Origin of the sequence: Mesorhizobium sp. ORS 3428 (assembly GCF_001854785.1) — a bacterium.
Classification (GTDB): Bacteria; Pseudomonadota; Alphaproteobacteria; order Rhizobiales; family Rhizobiaceae; genus Mesorhizobium.
Genome location: NZ_MDFL01000139.1, coordinates 35328 through 52105, shown reverse-complemented (window position 1 = coordinate 52105; position 16778 = coordinate 35328). Strand labels below are relative to the sequence as shown.

Here is a 16778-nt window from a genome sequence, read left to right as displayed (position 1 = left end):
GCGAGATCGACTTGTCGGCCACCAGCATCATCGCCTCCAGCCGGCGCAGGTAGCGGTCGGTGCGCCAGTCCTTGGCGAGCTCGACGCAGGCGCGCGTCAACTGGTCCGGATATTGTTCGAGCTTGGCCTCGAGCCGTTCCAGGAGGGTGAAGGCATCGGCGGTGGCGCCGGCAAAACCGGCAATGACGCTGCCGCCCTTGCCRATGCGGCRCACCTTGCGGGCGTTGCCCTTCATGACRGTCTGGCCAAAGCTGACCTGGCCGTCGCCGGCGATCACAACCTTGTTGCCCTTGCGCACGCTGACGATGGTTGTGGCGTGCATGGTCAATTCATTCGACATTTGGTGCTCCGATTCGYGCTATCCCTTTGAAAGGCGATCGGCGCGGTACGAGTGACTTTGATTGCCATATGTATGCATGGGGCGAAGGTTTGCAAACCGCCCTTTCGGCTACGCCGATACCGCCCGGAATGGCAACTGGCAATCGCCGGATCATGCTGATAGAAGGCTTCCGTTTTCAAGCCCGTGCCACGGGACAAGGACCGCAAGGACTTAAATTATGCCGCCCCGTTCCRCCGAAATCAGCCGCAAGACCAAGGAAACCGAGGTTTCGGTGTCGGTGCATGTCGATGGCAAGGGCAAATCCGACATTTCGACGGGCGTCGGCTTCTTCGACCACATGCTCGACCAGCTTTCCCGCCATTCGCTGATCGACWTGACGGTGAAGGCGAAGGGCGATCTGCATATCGACGACCACCACACGGTCGAGGACACAGGCATCGCGATCGRCCAGGCGCTGAGCAAGGCGCTCGGCGAACGGCGCGGCATTATGCGCTATGCCTCGATCGACCTCGCCATGGACGAGACGCTGACCAGGGCGGCGATCGACGTTTCCGGCCGGCCCTTCCTGGTCTGGAACGTTTCTTTCTCCTCGCCCAAGATCGGTACCTTCGACACCGAACTGGTACGGGAGTTCTTCCAGGCGCTGGCGCAGAATGCCGGCATCACGCTGCATGTGACCAACCACCACGGCGCCAACAACCATCATATTGCGGAGACCTGCTTCAAGGCGGTGGCCAGGGTGCTGCGCGCGGCGCTGGAACCCGACCCGCRCCAGCCGGATGCGGTGCCGTCCACCAAGGGATCCCTGAAAGGATGACCCTATGGCCAGCTATGTCGTGATGGAGCCGCCTGCAGGCGGCGGAAACGCCGAAGCGACGGCCTTCGTGCGCGAYGGCTTCACCTGGCTCGGCTTCCTGGTTGCGCCGGTCTGGCTCGCGTGGCACCGGCTGTGGGTCGAGGCTCTGCTCGCTTTCGCGGTCATGGCGATCCTGTCGGTGCTTGGCGAAAGGCTGGGGATCGAATGGGTTGGATCGGCCCTTTCGCTGCTGGTCTCGCTCTATGTCGGGCTCGAAGGCCAGGGGCTGCGGATCTCGGCGCTGCGGCGCCGCGGCTGGCGCGAATGGGGCATAGTGGAGGCGGGCGACCGCGGCGACGCCGAAATCCGCCACGCCCTGGAAACCGATGAAGACGACGACGAGCCTGAACCGATGCCGCGCATCGTTCCCGATGCGAACCTGGCGCGCCCCGCCCAGACGGGCTTGGCGCTTGGACTGACCCACACGCCTGGAAGGCCCTGAGATGCGGGTTGCGATCATCGACTACGGGTCGGGCAATCTGCGCTCGGCGACCAAGGCCTTCGAGCGCGCCGCGCATGAGGCCGGAATTGCCGCGGCCATCGAGCTTACGGCTGACGCCGAACGGGTGCGCAGCGCCGACCGCATCGTGCTGCCTGGGGTCGGGGCCTATGCCGACTGCGCGGCGGGCCTGCACGCCGTCGCCGGCATGTGGGAAGCGGTGGAAGAGGCGGCCCTTCGCAAAGGACGGCCGTTCCTCGGCATCTGCGTCGGCATGCAATTGATGTCGGAACGCGGCCTCGAGAAGACGATCACCAGGGGTCTCGGYTGGATCGCCGGCGACGTCAAGGAAATCACCCCGAACGATCCGGCGCTGAAGATCCCGCAGATCGGCTGGAACACGATCGAGCTCACGCGCAAGCATCCGCTGTTTTCCGGCATCGAAACCGGTCCGAAAGGGCTGCATGCCTATTTCGTCCATTCGTACCATCTCGAGGCGAAAAATTCCGACGAGGTGCTGGCCGTCGCTGACTATGGCGGGCCGGTAACGGCAGCGGTTGCCCGCGACAACCTCGCCGGYACGCAGTTCCACCCCGAGAAAAGCCAGGCGCTCGGCCTGGCGCTGATCACCAATTTCCTGACGTGGAGGCCCTAGACATGAGCAAGAAGGGCTATTGGATCGCCATGATCGATGTCCGCGACCCGGGCGMCTACAAGAATTACATCGAGGCCAACGCAAAAGCCTTCGCCAAATATGGCGCCAAGTTTCCGGTCCGGGCCGGACGCTACACAAGTCCCGAGGGGCCGACGGGGAACCGCCATGTGGTGGTTGAGTTTGACTCCTACGAAACGGCGCTCGCCTGCTATGAGTCGCCGGAGTACCAGCAAGCCCTGAAATTCCGGCTGGCGGCGTCGACCGGCAATTTCGTCATCGTCGAGGGCGCCTGACCGTGATCCTGTTTCCCGCGATCGACCTCAAGGATGGCAAATGCGTGCGCCTGAAGCATGGCGACATGGCGACCGCCACGATCTACAACGATGATCCGGCCGCCCAGGCGAGAGCCTTCGAGGAGCAGGGCTTCGAATGGCTGCACGTCGTCGACCTCAACGGCGCCTTCAAGGGCCAGAGYGTCAATTCAGCGGCTGTCGGCGCCATCCTCAAGGCGACGAAGAACYCGGTGCAGCTCGGCGGCGGCATCCGCACGCTGCCGCAGATCGAGGACTGGCTGGATCGCGGCCTGGCGCGCGTCATCCTGGGCACGGTGGCGGTGCGCGAACCCGAGCTGGTGAAGGAAGCCTGCAGGGCGTTCCCCGGCAGGATAGCGGTCGGCATCGACGCCAAGGGCGGCAAGGTGGCCGTCGAGGGCTGGGCCGAGGCCTCGGAGCTCGGCGTCATCGAGCTGGCGAAGAAATTCGAGGGCGCAGGCGTCGCCGCCATCATCTACACCGACATCGACCGCGACGGGGTGCTTTCCGGCATCAACTGGGATTCGACGATCACCCTCGCCGAGGCGGTGACGATCCCGGTGATCGCCTCCGGCGGACTGGYCTCGATCGCCGATATCGTGCGCATGACGATGCCCGACGCCAAGAGGCTGGAAGGCGSGATCTCCGGCCGGGCGCTCTATGACGGACGCATCGACCCGGCGGAAGCGCTGGCGATACTGCGGGGCGAACGGACGGAGGCAGGAGCGTGAACGTCTCGATCATCCTGGCGCCTTACGACAGCGGCCACTATCACGGCGGCTGCGGGCAGGGCCCCGACGCGCTGATCTCGGGCGGACTGGCCGAGGCGCTGAAGCTCGCCGGCCACGAAGTCGTCGTGCACGACATCGGAAGGGTAAGCGAGGAGGAAGACGAGCGCGAGATCGCAACCGGATTTGCGGTTTGCAACGCCGTGTGCGGCGAAGTCCGTATCGCGCTGGACAACGGTCGATTCCCCATCGTGCTGGCAGGCAATTGCCTGACCAGCGCCGGCTCGGTCGCCGGCGAAGGCGCCGATGCCATCATCTGGGCCGACCAGCATGGCGACCTCAACACACCCGATAGCTCTACCTCCGGCTTTCTCGACGGCATGGCGCTGGCAACCGTGCTTGGCCTCTGTTGGCGGCCGATGGCGGCGCAGATTCCAGGYTTCAAGGCAATCGATCCGGCCCGCTRCATTCTGGTCAACGCGCGCGACCTCGACCCGGCTGAGAAAGAGCGTCTGGAGCTGTTGCCCATCATCCGCACCGAATGCCCGGACTGGGGCGCTGCCGCCGAGAAGCTGAAGGCCACCGGCGCCGAGCGGATCCACCTGCATATCGATCTCGACATCCATGACCCRGAGGAGCTGCAGGCCAATCGCTATGCCGCGCCCGGCGGCCCTTCGCCGGAGCAGATGCGCGCGGCGATGTGCGGTCTTGCCGGCCCGCTGACCATCGCCGGCCTCACCATTTCCGCCTATGATCCGGCCTTCGACGCCAAGGGCGACGTGCCGCCGCTGGTCGGCGAGCTGGTCGTTGACCTGCTCTCGTCCATGGAGGGCAAGTGATGCTGAAGGCGCGCGTCATCCCCTGCCTCGACGTCAAGAACGGCCGTGTCGTCAAGGGCGTCAATTTCGTCGATCTGGTCGATGCCGGTGATCCGGTCGAGGCCGCCAAGGCCTATGACGCGGCCGGCGCCGACGAGCTCTGCTTCCTCGACATCACCGCGTCGTCGGACAATCGCGAGACGATCTTCGACGTCGTCGCCCRCACGGCCGAACAATGCTTCATGCCGCTCACCGTCGGCGGCGGCGTGCGCCAGGTGGCCGACATCCRAAAGTTGCTTCTGGCGGGTGCCGACAAGGTGTCGATCAACACCGCAGCGGTGAAGAATCCGGATTTCGTCGCGGAAGCGGCCGACAAGTTCGGCAACCAGTGCATCGTCGTCGCCATCGACGCCAAGAAGGTATCGGCGCCCGGCGATGCCGACCGCTGGGAGATCTTCACCCATGGCGGGCGCGAAAAGACCGGCATCGACGCAGTCGAATTCGCCAAACAGATGGTCGATCGCGGCGCGGGCGAGATCCTGCTGACCTCGATGGACCGCGACGGCACCAAGGCCGGCTACGACATCGCGCTGACACGCGCCATCGCCGACGCGGYGCGCGTGCCGGTCATCGCTTCGGGCGGCGTCGGAACGCTCGACCACATGGTCGAGGGCATTCGCGACGGCCATGCAGGCGCCGTACTTGCCGCCTCGATCTTCCATTTCGGCACCTACACCATCGCCGAGGCCAAGGCGCATATGGCGAGCGCCGGCCTGCCGATGCGGCTGGACTCAGCCGTCCATCGGGCTTAAAGCATGATCTCGAAAAGTGGGAACCGGTTTTCGCAAAAGATCTTGCTTAAACAAGCAGATAGATGACTGCCATGGCGCAATTTTCGCTCGCCGAGCTGGAAACGATCATCCACCAGCGCGCCCATTCGGGCGACCCGGAGTCGTGGACGGCGAAGCTGTTCGCCAAGGGCATGGACAAGGCGGCGCAGAAGCTCGGCGAGGAAGCCGTGGAGGCCGTGATCGCCGCCATTCGCGGCGACAGGCAGGCCCTCGTTTCGGAAAGTGCTGATCTTCTATATCATTGGCTGGTCGTCCTCGGCATTGCGGGCATTCCGCTTGACGACGTGCTGAAGGAGCTCGAGCGCCGCACCGGCCGCTCGGGCATCGCCGAGAAGGCGTCCCGGCCGCGGGCTGATTAGAAGAGACGGATAGAGCATGATGTCGCCCGAAAACCGCTTCACACTTTTCGGCATCATGCTCTAGGAGGGCAGGAGACTCGATGGACCAGCTCGCTCCGACCGAGAAGTATTCCCCCTACCGCTTCTTCTCGGCCGAGCAATGGTCACAGTTCCGCGCCGATACGCCGCTGACGCTCACCGAGGACGAGATCGACCGGCTGCGGTCCCTCAACGACCCCGTCGACCTCGAAGAGGTCAAGCGCATCTACCTGTCGCTATCCCGCCTGCTCTCGGCGCATGTCGAGTCGAGCCAGCTTCTGTTTAGGCAGCGTCAGGCCTTTTTCAACGCGCAGGACGTGGTCAAGACGCCGTTCATCATCGGCATCGCCGGCTCGGTTGCAGTCGGCAAATCGACCACGGCGCGCGTGCTCAAGGAATTGCTGGCGCGGTGGCCGTCCAGCCCGAAGGTCGATCTCATCACCACCGACGGCTTCCTCTTGCCCAACGAGATCCTGCGCCGCAACAATCTGATGGAGCGCAAGGGCTTYCCCGAAAGCTACGACGTCGRCGCGCTGCTGAGGTTCCTGTCCGGCATCAAGTCGGCGCAGCGCAATGTCCGCGCGCCGGTCTATTCGCACCTGACCTATGACGTCATTCCTGGCGAATTCGTCACCATCGACAGGCCGGACATACTGATCTTCGAAGGCATCAATGTTCTGCAGCCGGGCAAATTGCCGAAGGACGGCAAGATCGTGCCGTTCCTGTCGGATTTCTTCGACTTCGCCATCTACATCGATGCCGACGAGAAGCTGATCCACCAATGGTACATCCAGCGCTTCATGCGCTTGCGCGAGACCGCCTTCCGCAATCCGGACTCCTTCTTCCACCGCTACTCGCAGCTTTCGGAAGATGCCGCGCGCGCTATTGCCGAAGGCCTGTGGACCAATATCAACCTGAAGAACCTGCGCGACAACATCCTGCCGACGCGGGCGCGGGCCGACCTCATCCTGCGCAAGGGCACCAACCACCTGGTCGAGGAAGTGGCGCTCAGGAAACTGTGAAATTTCCGCGCATACCTTAAAGCCATCTTAACCCCGGCGTTTCTATTGTCGTGCCCGGTCGGCGGGCTTGGGCAGGCAATGAACGCGCCATTTCTTCACATCGATCGCACGACGCCGGATCGTCTCACCGGTCCGAAGAGCGGCGTGGCGACGATCGCGCTGATCGTACCGGTCCACAATGAGGAAGCCGCAGTAGCGCCGTTTCTGGGAGCCGTGCGCGAGACCGTCGACCCGCTGYGCGAGCGTGGCACCACCTTCGAGTTCATCTTCGTCAATGACGGCAGCAGCGACGCGACGCTGGAGCGGCTTGTCGAGGCGCAGCGCGCCGACGCCCGCATCAGCGTCATCGACCTTTCGCGCAATTTCGGCAAGGAAGCGGCGCTGACGGCCGGGCTCGACGCATGCGATGCGGACGCGGCGATACCGATCGACGTCGATCTGCAGGATCCGCCGCACGTCATCCCGCTGCTCATCGAAAAATGGCGCGAAGGCTATGAGGTCGTCCTTGCCAGGCGCGCGGACCGGTCGAGCGACAGTTTCCTCAAACAGCGTTCCGCCTCGCTGTTCTACCGCGTGCACAATTGGATCGCGCAACAGAAGATCCCGGATGATGTCGGCGACTTCCGGCTGATCGACCGCAAGGTGATCGACGCGCTGCGTTCCCTGCCGGAGCGCAGGCGTTTCATGWAGGGTCTGTTCGCCTGGGTCGGCTTCCGCACCGCGACGGTCGAGTATGTGCGCGRCCAGCGCGTCGCCGGCCAGTCGAAATTCTCCGGATGGCGGCTGTGGAACTTCGCGCTGGAAGGCATCACCAGCTTCTCCACCGTGCCGCTCGAAATTTGGACCTATGTCGGAGCGGCGATCTCCGCCCTTTCCTTCCTCTATGGGCTGCTTATCATCGCCAAGACAATGATCCTCGGCATCGATGTGCCCGGCTATGCGTCGTTGCTGGTCAGCGTCCTTTTTCTCGGCGGCATCCAGCTGCTGGGGATCGGCATCATCGGGCAATATCTCGGCAGGGTCTATGCCGAGATCAAGCAGCGTCCAATCTATATCGTGCGCCGCGTGTTCGAGGGTGGGGCCTGATGGAACTCGATGCCTATCGCAACATGGCGGYAACCGAAGACGAGCACTGGTGGTTCTGCGGCCRCCGCGCTATCGCCGATGCGGTCATCCGCGGACTTGCGCTGCCCGGCGGCGCGCAAATCCTCGAGATCGGCGCCGGCACCGGCGGCAATATTGCCATGTTGGAGCAGTTCGGTGCCGTCACCGCGGTGGAGATGAGCGACCTCGCGCGGCAGATCGCGCGCGAGAAGACCGGCCGCGACTTCCTTGCCGGATATCTTCCCGACAACTTGCCCGTGGCGCCTGCGAGCTTCGACCTCATCTGTCTGTTCGACGTRCTTGAGCATGTCGCGGAGGATGAGGCATCGTTGGCGGCGATCAGACAGATGCTGAAGCCAAACGGCAGGGTCGTTCTCACTGTGCCCGCGCATCAATGGCTCTGGAGCACGCATGATGTCGGACTGCATCACATGCGGCGCTACTCGCGCAATCTRCTGAAAGCGCGCATCGAGCAGGCAGGATACCGGATCGAGAAGCTGAGCTACACGAACGCGGCGCTGTTTCCGGTGGCGGCGCTTGCCCGCCTTGCCGATCGTCTGCGCCGCTCCAACACCGCATCAGGRCAGGCAATGCCGCCGAAGCCRATCAATGCTGCGATGAAAGCGCTGTTTTCGGYGGAAAGCCGGATACTGCCGAATTCCGAACTGCCCTTCGGAGTCTCGCTGCTTGCGGTATTCGGCAAAGACGCGGCTTCCGACGCTCAACCCGCCGACACCAGGGTGGCGGCCTGACCCCCGGATGCTGAATATGCTGCGCCACTACCGGCTTTCACGTTTCGCTGTGATCGRCATGGCGGCGACGCTGATCTACGGCGGCTGCGCGTTGCTGCTGTCGGGAGGTGCCACCGGTGCGGCCCTGTTGCCGGCGATGCCTGCATCCATCGTCGCCTATGCGGTAGCCGGCCTGTTTTCTTATGCCGGGCATAAATATTTCACCTTTGTTTCGGCAGGTGCCCACGCCTTCGAACTGCCGCGCTTCCTGCTGCTCAACGCTGCGGGCCTGGCCATCGCCATCGCCTTGCCCGGACTGCTGGCTGGAAGGCTGGGCATGCCCGCGGCAGTGGCCGTCCTGCTCACCTGCATCGCCGTGCCGCTCGTGAACTACATCGTGCTCGGCCGCTGGGTGTTCCGGAATGTCTAGGGCGGAATATTTCGGCAAGCCGGTGACGACTATGGGCCTGTCGCTGCGGCCGGCACGGCTGACGGCCATACCGCTTTTCCTGACGCTGGCGGTCGTCGGCTACGCGTCATGGCTGGCGATTGCCATCGTACCGACCAATGTCGACGTGTCGTGGCTGCTGGTCGTCTGCGATCGGTTGCTCAAAGGTGAGCATCTTCATACCGATGTCATGGAGATCAATCCGCCCTTCTCGATCTGGCTCTACATGCCGTTCATGCTGCTGGAGCGGTTGACCGGCGTGCGGGCCGAACTCTGGCTGACCCTCGGCATGGTCGGCCTGGCACTGGCGAGCCTCGCCTTCTCGGCCCGAATCCTCGTGCGTGCCGATCCAGCCTATCTGCGGMCTCGCGCCGTATGGRCATTGCCGGCGGTGYTCTTCCTCATCCTCTGTTTTCACCCCGGTGAGTTCGGCCAACGCGAACACTTCGCCACGGTCGCGATCTTGCCCTGGATTGCGCTTCAATGCGCCCGTCAGCGCAGCCCCGGATATGCCGCAGGCGCTGGATGGGAACATGTCGTCGCGGGCCTGTGCGCGGCCGCCGTGGTCATGGTCAAACCGCCRCATTTCGCGCTGGCCCYTGCATTGCCGGCCGCCTGCCTGGCCATCGCGCGCCGCTCCGCCAGGCCGCTGCTCGTCACGGAGAACATCCTCGGCGCTGCGATCGTTRCTCTCTACGTCGGCTATGTCCTGCTTTTCCAGGCCGAGTTCGTGACCGACATCCTGCCCTTTGCGAGAGACGTCTATCTACCGGTGCGAGAGCCACTGTTGGCGCTTCTGTTGAACTGGCCGCGGTGGCTGCTGTTTCTGGCAGGCGCGACCGTCCTTCTGGCGGGCGGTCCCGGGCGGATGCATTGGGATGCGAAGATCCCGCTGCTCGCGGCGCTGGGATTCTTGCCGGCCTTCCTGGCCATGGGCAAGGGCTGGCCGAACCATGCCCTGCCGATGATAGTGCTTGGCATTGTCGCCTTCGTCGTGCAGCTTCTGTATGTCGAGGATTTCCGCCGGCTGACGCCCGTCAACAGAATTGCCGCGGTTTTCGGCTGCTTTGTGGTGCTGCAAATCGCGACCAGCATCCAGTGGTTCATGCTGACCGCCGACAATGGCGCCCTCGAGCGGACGATCGCCTCGATCCAGCGGGTCGATCAAAGGCCGACGATCGTCTCCCTTGCAGCTCGGCTGCAGGCGGCRCATCCGCTCGCCCGGCGGGTCGACGGCAATTTCGTCTCGCGTTACCCGGCCGCGTGGGCGGTCTACAACGCCAACACGCTCGCCGAAGCAGCCGACGATCCCGGGGAGCGACGCCGGCTTGCAGGCATCCGAGACGATCTGATCGGGCAGCTTGCGTCGGAGATCGCCACCAAGAAACCGGACATCGTGCTCTATAGCGCAGAGACCGGGCGGGACTGGGATGATCTGATGCTGCACGATCCGAGGATTGCGCTCGAACTGCAGCAATACGAGGTCCTCCATCGCGAGCCGGAGGTGACGGTGTATTTGCGCAAAGGCGTGCGGCTGCAGCCAGTTGCGGGGACGGTTGCGGTCGAGGCGAAGAGCCAGTCCGTTGGCCCCAGCCAACTCACCGATCCTGGTTCTCGGTTGGAGGCACCGTCACCCGCCGCAGCGTCAGATTGATCCGGCCGCCATTCTTCAACAGCGCCGAGGTCGACGGGTAGATGCGGTCGACACCGTGGAAACAGAGGCGCCCCTCGCCGCCGAGGACCACGACATCGCCGCTCTTCAGCCTGAATGACTTGGTGGCTCCGTCGCGCGAGGTCTGGCCGACGCGGAAGAGRCAGTCGTCGCCAAGCGACACCGAGACGACGGGTGYTGCGAAATCCTGCTCGTCGCGGTCCTGGTGCAGGCCCATCCTGGCTTCGCTCGAATAGAAGTTGACCAGGCAGGCCTCCGGCGGATGCGGATAGGCCGAAACCTCGCGCCACAATTGCAGCAATGCCTCCGGGATCGGCGGCCAGGGCTCGCCCGTCACCGGGTGCGTCGGCTGGTAGCGGTAGCCACGCTCCCTGTCGGTCACCCAGCCGAGGGCGCCGCAATTGGTCATGCGCACGCTCATTTCCTTGCCGCTGCGCGGCATGGCCGGCACGTAAAGCGGTGYGGCCTGAACGACGCGCCTGATCTCCTCGACCAGCGCTTCCTGGGCGGGGCGTGCAATGTAGCCCGGCATGTGGCGGACGCCCTTGGGCAGAACGAGCATGAATTCTATCCGATCGGTTCGCCCGAGCATGCCACCTCAGGGACGGCTCCGCGACCCGAAAGCGGTCGCTGATCAGATCTCGGGCCTTAAAGCGCGTCGCGTCGAAACGGGTTCGAGCAACGCGCTTTAGGTCTTTGTCTCATGCATGTCGTTTCCCAAACCGCTGCACATTTTTGGGCGACATGCGTTAGTCGCTATCGACCCGGCCGCGCAGCTTCTTCACTGTCGAGCGGCCGGCCTTGGTCTTGAGGCGGCGCTCGACGGCGCCTTTCGAAGGCTTCGTTTTCTTGCGTGGCGGCGGCGGYGGTTCGGCCGCCTTGGCGACCAGTGCCGTCAATCTTGCCCGCGCGTCGGCCCGGTTCTGCTCCTGGGTGCGGAAGCGGCCGGCCTCGATGACGATAACGCCATCCTTGGTGGCGCGCTGGCCGGCAAGCTTGATGGCGCGCTCGCGCACGCGCTCCGACAACCCGGCAGCATTCGCCGCGTCGAAGCGCAGCTGCACGGCCGTCGCCACCTTGTTGACGTTCTGGCCGCCCGGGCCTGATGAGCGGATGAAATCCTCATGCAGGTCATCCGGATGGATGACCGCGTCATTGGCGATGATGATCCTGTCGTCGGCACTCATGCGCGCAGTCATGACGCGGCGGCGGCAAAAAGAAAAGGCCCGGCGGAAGCCGGGCCGAGGGCAAGGAACGCGTCGATATTATTCGGCCGCCTCCTGCAGGCGCGGAGCCGCGCCGAGGATGGCCGCGTCGACATGCGTTTCGAATTTCTCGAAATTGACGGCGAACATATTGACCAGCTTCGAAGCCTGCCGGTCATAGGCCGCCTTGTCGGCCCAGGTCGAGCGCGGATCCAGGATGGCGCCGTCGACGCCCGGAACCACCACCGGGACCTCGAAGCCGAAATTGGCGTCGGTGCGGAATTCGGCGGCATTGAGCGAGYCGTCGAGGGCGGCGCCAAGCAGGGCGCGCGTCACCCTGATCGGCATGYGGCGGCCGGTGCCGTAGGCGCCGCCGGTCCAGCCGGTGTTGACCAGCCAGCAATCGACGCCGTGGCCGGYGATCAGCTGGCGCAGCAAATTGCCGTATTCCGACGGATGGCGCGGCATGAAGGGCGCGCCGAAGCAGGTCGAGAACGTCGCCTCAGGTTCGGTGACGCCCTTCTCGGTTCCGGCGACCTTGGCGGTATAGCCGGAAAGGAAATGGTACATCGCCTGCGCCGGGCTTAATCTGGCGATCGGCGGCATGACGCCGAAGGCGTCGGCCGTCAGCATGATGATGTTCTTCGGGTGGTCGGCGCGGCCGGTCCGTGAGGCATTGGGGATGTAGTCCAGCGGATAGGCGCAGCGGGTGTTCTCGGTCAGGCTGCCGTCGTCGAAATCCGGCATGCGATCGGCGTTCAGAACCACATTCTCCAGCACGGTGCCGAAGCGCTGCGTGGTGGCGAAGATCTCCGGCTCGGCCTCGGCCGACAGCCTGATCGTCTTGGYGTAGCAGCCGCCTTCGAAATTGAAAATGCCGTGCGGACCCCAGCCATGCTCGTCGTCGCCGATCAGCGTGCGCGACGCATCGGCCGACAGCGTCGTCTTGCCTGTCCCGGACAGGCCGAAGAAGACGGCGGTGTCGCCGGCGGGTCCCTCATTGGCCGAGCAATGCATCGGCATCACGCCCTTTTCCGGCAGCAGGTAGTTCAGCATCGTGAACACCGACTTCTTCATCTCGCCCGCGTAGGACGTGCCGCCGATCAGCACGATCTTGCGAGTCAGGTCGACCGCGATAACCGTCCCGGAGCGGGTGCCGTGGCGAGCCGGGTCGGCGCGGAAGGACGGCAGGTCGATGATCGTCATCTCCGGCAGGAAGCGTTCCAGCTCGGCGGCCCGCGGGCGGATCAAGAGATTGCGGATGAACAGAGAGTGCCAGGCGAATTCGGTGACGACCCTGACCGGCAGCTGCAACCCGGCGTCGGCGCCGCCGACGAGATCCTGTACATAAAGGTCCTTGCCAAGCGCATGGGCGCGAAAATCTCCAAGCAGCGTCTCGAACTGCACCGGCGAGATCGCCTTGTTGTTGTCCCACCAGACATGCGGGGCGGTGCTGTCGTCGCGCACGATGAACTTGTCCTTGGGCGAACGGCCGGTGTGCTGGCCTGTCTCGGCAACCAGCGCCCCTTGCGCCGTCAGTTTCGCCTCGCCGCGGCGGAGCGCTTCCTCGTAGAGCTCGGCGGCAGCGAAATTGTAACGCACCGTGCCGGTTGTCTTCAGGCCGATGGCGTCAATGGCGCAATCGGGGTTGCGTTTGCCGGCTTCCGACATCAAAATTTCCTCTCTGGATTTGGCCGCACTCGTCCGGTGGGTTCCGGAGCCCGCAAAGGGGCTGATAGCTTCAGAACCAGAAAAACCGAATGATATCAAATCATTAATCGATTTAAAAAATTTGAAAGTTGTTTAAATCGTTTATATGTGCGAAAAACCACAGAGGTTGCCCAGAGGATTGACGGGCTTTGTCTGTCCAATCCCCGAGTCGGGTGCGATCGTATGTAGCGGCAGGCCGACCGTGACTTCGGAGAGGGCCCATGCCACATTTTGTACCCAATTTGTCCACAAAAGCCCCTTCTCGACGACAGAAGGGACAGCTCATGAGGRAGCCGCTTGAAATGGCAACTATCGCGCTTGTCGATGACGACCGCAACATCCTGACTTCGGTGTCGATCGCGCTCGAATCCGAGGGCTACCGGGTCGAAACCTATACAGATGGTGCGTCGGCGCTGGAAGGCTTGGCGGCTCGGCCGCCGAACCTCGCCATCCTCGACATCAAGATGCCACGCATGGACGGCATGGAGCTGTTGCGCCGGATGCGCCAGAAATCCGACCTGCCGGTGATATTCCTGACCTCGAAGGATGACGAGATCGACGAACTTTTCGGCCTCAAGATGGGCGCCGACGACTTCATCCGCAAACCGTTCTCGCAGCGCCTGCTGGTCGAGCGCGTGCGGGCGGTGCTGCGCCGCACCAGCGCCCGCGAGGCGGCCGCCAAGGCGCCCAGCCAGCAGGCCCGCTCGCTCGAACGCGGCCAGCTGGTGATGGACCAGGAGCGGCACACCTGCACCTGGAAGGGCGAGCCGGTGACGCTGACGGTGACGGAGTTCCTGATCCTGCATTCGCTGGCGCAGCGCCCCGGCGTGGTAAAAAGCCGTGATGCGCTGATGGATTCGGCCTATGATGAGCAGGTCTATGTTGACGACCGCACCATCGACAGCCACATCAAGCGGCTGCGCAAGAAGTTCAAGGCCGTCGACGACGACTTCGAGATGATCGAAACCCTTTACGGAGTCGGATACCGGTTCCGGGAAGCATGAGTTGATGCATGTCGCCCAAAAATGCGCAGCCGGTTTTGGGGCAACGACATGCATAGGAACAGGCCGGGAGCTGCTATTCGATGGCAGTTGAGATAGAGCGAGGCAGGCGGGCGGGCATGGCGAAGCGCCCGCCACGGATCGTCCCCGCATTCGTGTCGAAGATCACGGTGCCGATGCGCCGGTTCCTCGGCCATCACGTCTTCTCCAGCCTGACGCGGCGCATCCTGTTCCTCAACCTGGCCGGCCTCGCCGTGCTGGTCACCGGCATCCTCTACCTCAACACCTTCCGCGACGGGCTGATCGACGCCCGCGTCGAAAGCCTGATGACACAGGGCGAGATCATCGCCGGCGCGATCGCGGCCTCGGCGACGGTCGAGACCGACTCGATCAGCATCGATCCGGAAAAGCTGCTCGAGCTGCAGGCCGGCGAAAGYCTGGGCCCGGGCTCCGACCAGCTCGACAATCTCGACTTCCCRATCAATCCCGAGCGCGTGGCGCCGGTGCTGAGACGGCTGATCTCGCCGACCCGCACGCGCGCCCGCATCTATGACCGCGACGCAAACCTTTTGCTCGWTTCGCGCCATCTCTATTCGCGCGGACAGATCCTGCGCTACGACCTGCCGCCCGTCGATGACGAGCAGCCGGACCTTCTGGAGCGCGTCGAGAAATTTGTCTTCGACTTTTTCCGCAACAAGGATCTGCCGGTCTATCACGAGCAGCCGGGCGGCAATGGCGCGGCCTTCCCCGAAGTGGTCAAGGCGCTGACCGGCAGTCCCTCCACCATCGTGCGGGTGAGCGAGCAGGGCGAGCAGATCGTCTCGGTCGCGGTGCCGATCCAGCGCTTCCGCGCCGTRCTCGGCGTGCTGATGCTGTCGACCGAGGGCGGCGACATCGACAAGATCGTCGCGGCCGAACGCAAGGCAATCCTGCGCGTGTTCGGCATCGCGGCCCTCGTCACCGCCATACTCTCACTGCTTTTGGCCTCCACGATCGCCAATCCGCTGCGGCGGCTTTCCGCCGCCGCCGTGCGGGTGCGGCGCGGCGTCAAGAGCCGCGAGGAGATCCCGGACTTTTCCGATCGTCAGGACGAGATCGGCAACCTGTCGATCGCCGTGCGCGACATGACCAATGCGCTCTATGCCCGCATCGAGGCGATCGAGAGCTTCGCCGCCGACGTTTCGCATGAGCTCAAGAATCCGCTGACCTCGCTACGCAGCGCGGTCGAAACGCTGCCGCTGGCGAAGAATGATACCTCACGCGCTCGCTTGATGGAGATCATCCAGCACGATGTTAAGCGGCTCGATCGGCTGATCACGGACATTTCGGATGCTTCCCGCCTCGACGCCGAGCTCGCGCGGGAAGACGCGACCACCGTGGACCTGAAGACGTTCATCACCGACCTCATCGCGGTCTCGCGCGAGACGACGCGCAACAAGAAGGCGGTCCAGATCGAATTCAAGGTCGCAAAGCTGCCGCAAGGCGTCAAAGGCTATGTCGTCGTCGGCCATGACCTCAGGATCGGCCAGGTCGTCACCAACCTGATCGAGAACGCCCGCTCCTTCGTTCCCGAGGAGCATGGCCACATCACGATCTCGCTGGCCCGCGCCGGCAAGTTCAACATCGTCACTGTCGACGACAACGGCCCGGGCATCAGGGCCGAGAAGATCGATCGCATTTTCGAGCGCTTCTATACCGACCGGCCCGCCGGCRAGGCTTTCGGCCAGAATTCCGGCCTTGGCCTGTCGATCAGCCGCCAGATCGTCGAGGCGCATGGCGGCACGCTGACGGCGGAAAACATCCCCGGCACCAAGCCCGGCGAGATCAAGGGCGCGCGCTTTGTGGTGACCCTGCCGGCCGAAGGCTGATCGCAGGCCCAGGGATACGATTTCAAGACACGACCATGCCCGACCCTACCGTGAAGCCTGAAAACATCCACGGGACGGCGATCCTCATCGGCGAGCGCGGCGTGCTCATCACCGGGCCGTCGGGCGCCGGCAAGACAACTCTGGCGCTGACGCTGATCGATCATTGCCGGGCGCGCGGGCTGTTCTCGCGGCTGATCAGCGACGATCGGCTGCTTGCCACCGCGCATCAAGGACGGCTGGTCTGCCGGGCGCCGGCCACCATCGCCGGCCTCGCGGAGGTGCCGGGCTTCATTCCGAGCCCGCTGCCGTTCGAGCCGGGCGGTGTGATCGACCTTCATATCCGGCTGGTGCCGAAGAAAGAAATGGCCCGTTTCCAGGAAGAGATCAGCGAGCCGGTCGCGGGCTGCCCGGTGCCGCGCATAGATCTGGCCGAGCGCAATGCCGTCACCGCCCTGCCGGCCGTGATGGCGCGGCTGTCGATACCGCCTTTTTTATGATCCGCCCGGGGTTTTTTGCTRCAATGCGTCAAAATGGCTCGGGCCGTCGCAATTTTGGGCTTGTCAACCGGCCGCACGTCGACAAGATAGCGCTCCCGCYGCCTTGAATGGCCGGCGAAGATAAGAAACGCCAGTGAAGCGGCGA

At 64.0% G+C, this 16778-nt stretch carries 20 protein-coding genes; 16 read left to right on the top strand and 4 right to left on the bottom strand.

Translation table 11 applies throughout. The features are described 5' to 3' along the window. Positions 1-340: ATP-dependent protease subunit HslV (gene hslV / locus ORS3428_RS23730; RefSeq protein WP_083355270.1), on the bottom strand; the 340-nt coding region annotated here is incomplete at its 3' end. A 217-nt stretch (positions 341-557) separates the two neighbouring features. On the opposite strand from hslV, the gene hisB reads away from it, so the two are divergent. From hisB to ORS3428_RS23665, 13 genes are all read left to right on the top strand, one after another. Then, entirely contained in the window at positions 558-1157 is a 600-nt protein-coding gene (gene hisB, locus ORS3428_RS23725; protein WP_071100722.1) for an imidazoleglycerol-phosphate dehydratase HisB, read from the top strand. Between the two features lie 4 nt (positions 1158-1161). After that, entirely contained in the window at positions 1162-1638 is a 477-nt protein-coding gene (locus ORS3428_RS23720; RefSeq protein ID WP_071100721.1) for a DUF2628 domain-containing protein, read from the top strand. A gap of 1 nt (position 1639) precedes the next feature. Continuing rightward, the gene (hisH, locus tag ORS3428_RS23715; RefSeq protein ID WP_071100720.1) at positions 1640-2290 is read left to right on the top strand and encodes an imidazole glycerol phosphate synthase subunit HisH; all 651 of its coding nucleotides are present in this window, start codon (positions 1640-1642) and stop codon (positions 2288-2290) included. A 2-nt stretch (positions 2291-2292) separates the two neighbouring features. Then, positions 2293-2583, top strand: a complete 291-nt coding sequence (locus tag ORS3428_RS23710) for a DUF1330 domain-containing protein (RefSeq protein ID WP_071100719.1) — start codon at positions 2293-2295, stop codon at positions 2581-2583. 2 nt (positions 2584-2585) lie between these two features. Continuing rightward, complete coding sequence (gene hisA, locus ORS3428_RS23705) at positions 2586-3332, top strand: 1-(5-phosphoribosyl)-5-[(5-phosphoribosylamino)methylideneamino]imidazole-4-carboxamide isomerase (RefSeq protein WP_071100718.1); 747 nt, start codon at positions 2586-2588, stop codon at positions 3330-3332. Next, complete coding sequence (locus ORS3428_RS23700) at positions 3329-4168, top strand: arginase family protein (RefSeq protein WP_071100717.1); 840 nt, start codon at positions 3329-3331, stop codon at positions 4166-4168. The genes hisA and ORS3428_RS23700 overlap by 4 nt, the downstream gene beginning before the upstream one ends. Beyond that, positions 4165-4959, top strand: a complete 795-nt coding sequence (gene hisF / locus ORS3428_RS23695) for an imidazole glycerol phosphate synthase subunit HisF (RefSeq protein WP_071100716.1) — start codon at positions 4165-4167, stop codon at positions 4957-4959. The genes ORS3428_RS23700 and hisF overlap by 4 nt, the downstream gene beginning before the upstream one ends. Positions 4960-5030: 71 nt before the next feature. Next, the gene (locus ORS3428_RS23690) at positions 5031-5357 is read left to right on the top strand and encodes a phosphoribosyl-ATP diphosphatase (RefSeq protein ID WP_071100728.1); all 327 of its coding nucleotides are present in this window, start codon (positions 5031-5033) and stop codon (positions 5355-5357) included. An 80-nt stretch (positions 5358-5437) separates the two neighbouring features. Continuing rightward, on the top strand, positions 5438-6397 hold the full coding sequence (coaA, locus tag ORS3428_RS23685) for a type I pantothenate kinase (RefSeq protein ID WP_071100715.1): 960 nt from the start codon (positions 5438-5440) through the stop codon (positions 6395-6397). 78 nt (positions 6398-6475) lie between these two features. Next, complete coding sequence (locus ORS3428_RS23680; RefSeq protein ID WP_071100714.1) at positions 6476-7483, top strand: glycosyltransferase family 2 protein; 1008 nt, start codon at positions 6476-6478, stop codon at positions 7481-7483. Continuing rightward, positions 7483-8253 (top strand): class I SAM-dependent methyltransferase, encoded by a 771-nt coding sequence (locus ORS3428_RS23675; RefSeq protein ID WP_071100713.1) that lies wholly within the window; start codon positions 7483-7485, stop codon positions 8251-8253. Before ORS3428_RS23680 ends, ORS3428_RS23675 begins: the two co-directional genes overlap by 1 nt. Before the next feature lie 16 nt (positions 8254-8269). After that, the gene (locus ORS3428_RS23670) at positions 8270-8662 is read left to right on the top strand and encodes a GtrA family protein (RefSeq protein ID WP_244508082.1); all 393 of its coding nucleotides are present in this window, start codon (positions 8270-8272) and stop codon (positions 8660-8662) included. Then, positions 8655-10334, top strand: coding sequence for a hypothetical protein (locus ORS3428_RS23665; protein ID WP_201788339.1), 1680 nt, complete (start codon positions 8655-8657; stop codon positions 10332-10334). Before ORS3428_RS23670 ends, ORS3428_RS23665 begins: the two co-directional genes overlap by 8 nt. Here ORS3428_RS23665 and ORS3428_RS23660 read toward each other — a convergent pair. From ORS3428_RS23660 to ORS3428_RS23650, 3 genes are all read right to left on the bottom strand, one after another. Next, positions 10279-10914, bottom strand: a complete 636-nt coding sequence (locus ORS3428_RS23660) for an alpha-ketoglutarate-dependent dioxygenase AlkB (RefSeq protein ID WP_071100727.1) — start codon at positions 10912-10914, stop codon at positions 10279-10281. The genes ORS3428_RS23665 and ORS3428_RS23660 overlap by 56 nt on opposite strands. A gap of 187 nt (positions 10915-11101) precedes the next feature. Further along, positions 11102-11539, bottom strand: coding sequence for an alternative ribosome rescue aminoacyl-tRNA hydrolase ArfB (arfB, locus tag ORS3428_RS23655; protein ID WP_071100726.1), 438 nt, complete (start codon positions 11537-11539; stop codon positions 11102-11104). A gap of 78 nt (positions 11540-11617) precedes the next feature. Next, positions 11618-13228, bottom strand: a complete 1611-nt coding sequence (locus tag ORS3428_RS23650) for a phosphoenolpyruvate carboxykinase (protein WP_071100710.1) — start codon at positions 13226-13228, stop codon at positions 11618-11620. A gap of 341 nt (positions 13229-13569) precedes the next feature. Here ORS3428_RS23650 and ORS3428_RS23645 point away from each other — a divergent pair, with 341 nt between their 5' ends. The 3 genes from ORS3428_RS23645 (at position 13570) to ORS3428_RS23635 (ending at position 16633) form a co-directional block, all read left to right on the top strand. Then, positions 13570-14271 (top strand): response regulator transcription factor, encoded by a 702-nt coding sequence (locus ORS3428_RS23645; RefSeq protein WP_006201274.1) that lies wholly within the window; start codon positions 13570-13572, stop codon positions 14269-14271. 80 nt (positions 14272-14351) lie between these two features. Then, a complete protein-coding gene (locus tag ORS3428_RS23640) occupies positions 14352-16136 on the top strand; it encodes a sensor histidine kinase (RefSeq protein WP_071100708.1) in 1785 nt (594 codons plus the stop codon). 35 nt (positions 16137-16171) lie between these two features. Beyond that, on the top strand, positions 16172-16633 hold the full coding sequence (locus ORS3428_RS23635; RefSeq protein ID WP_071100707.1) for an HPr kinase/phosphorylase: 462 nt from the start codon (positions 16172-16174) through the stop codon (positions 16631-16633). The last annotated feature ends 145 nt before the right edge of the window (positions 16634-16778 follow it).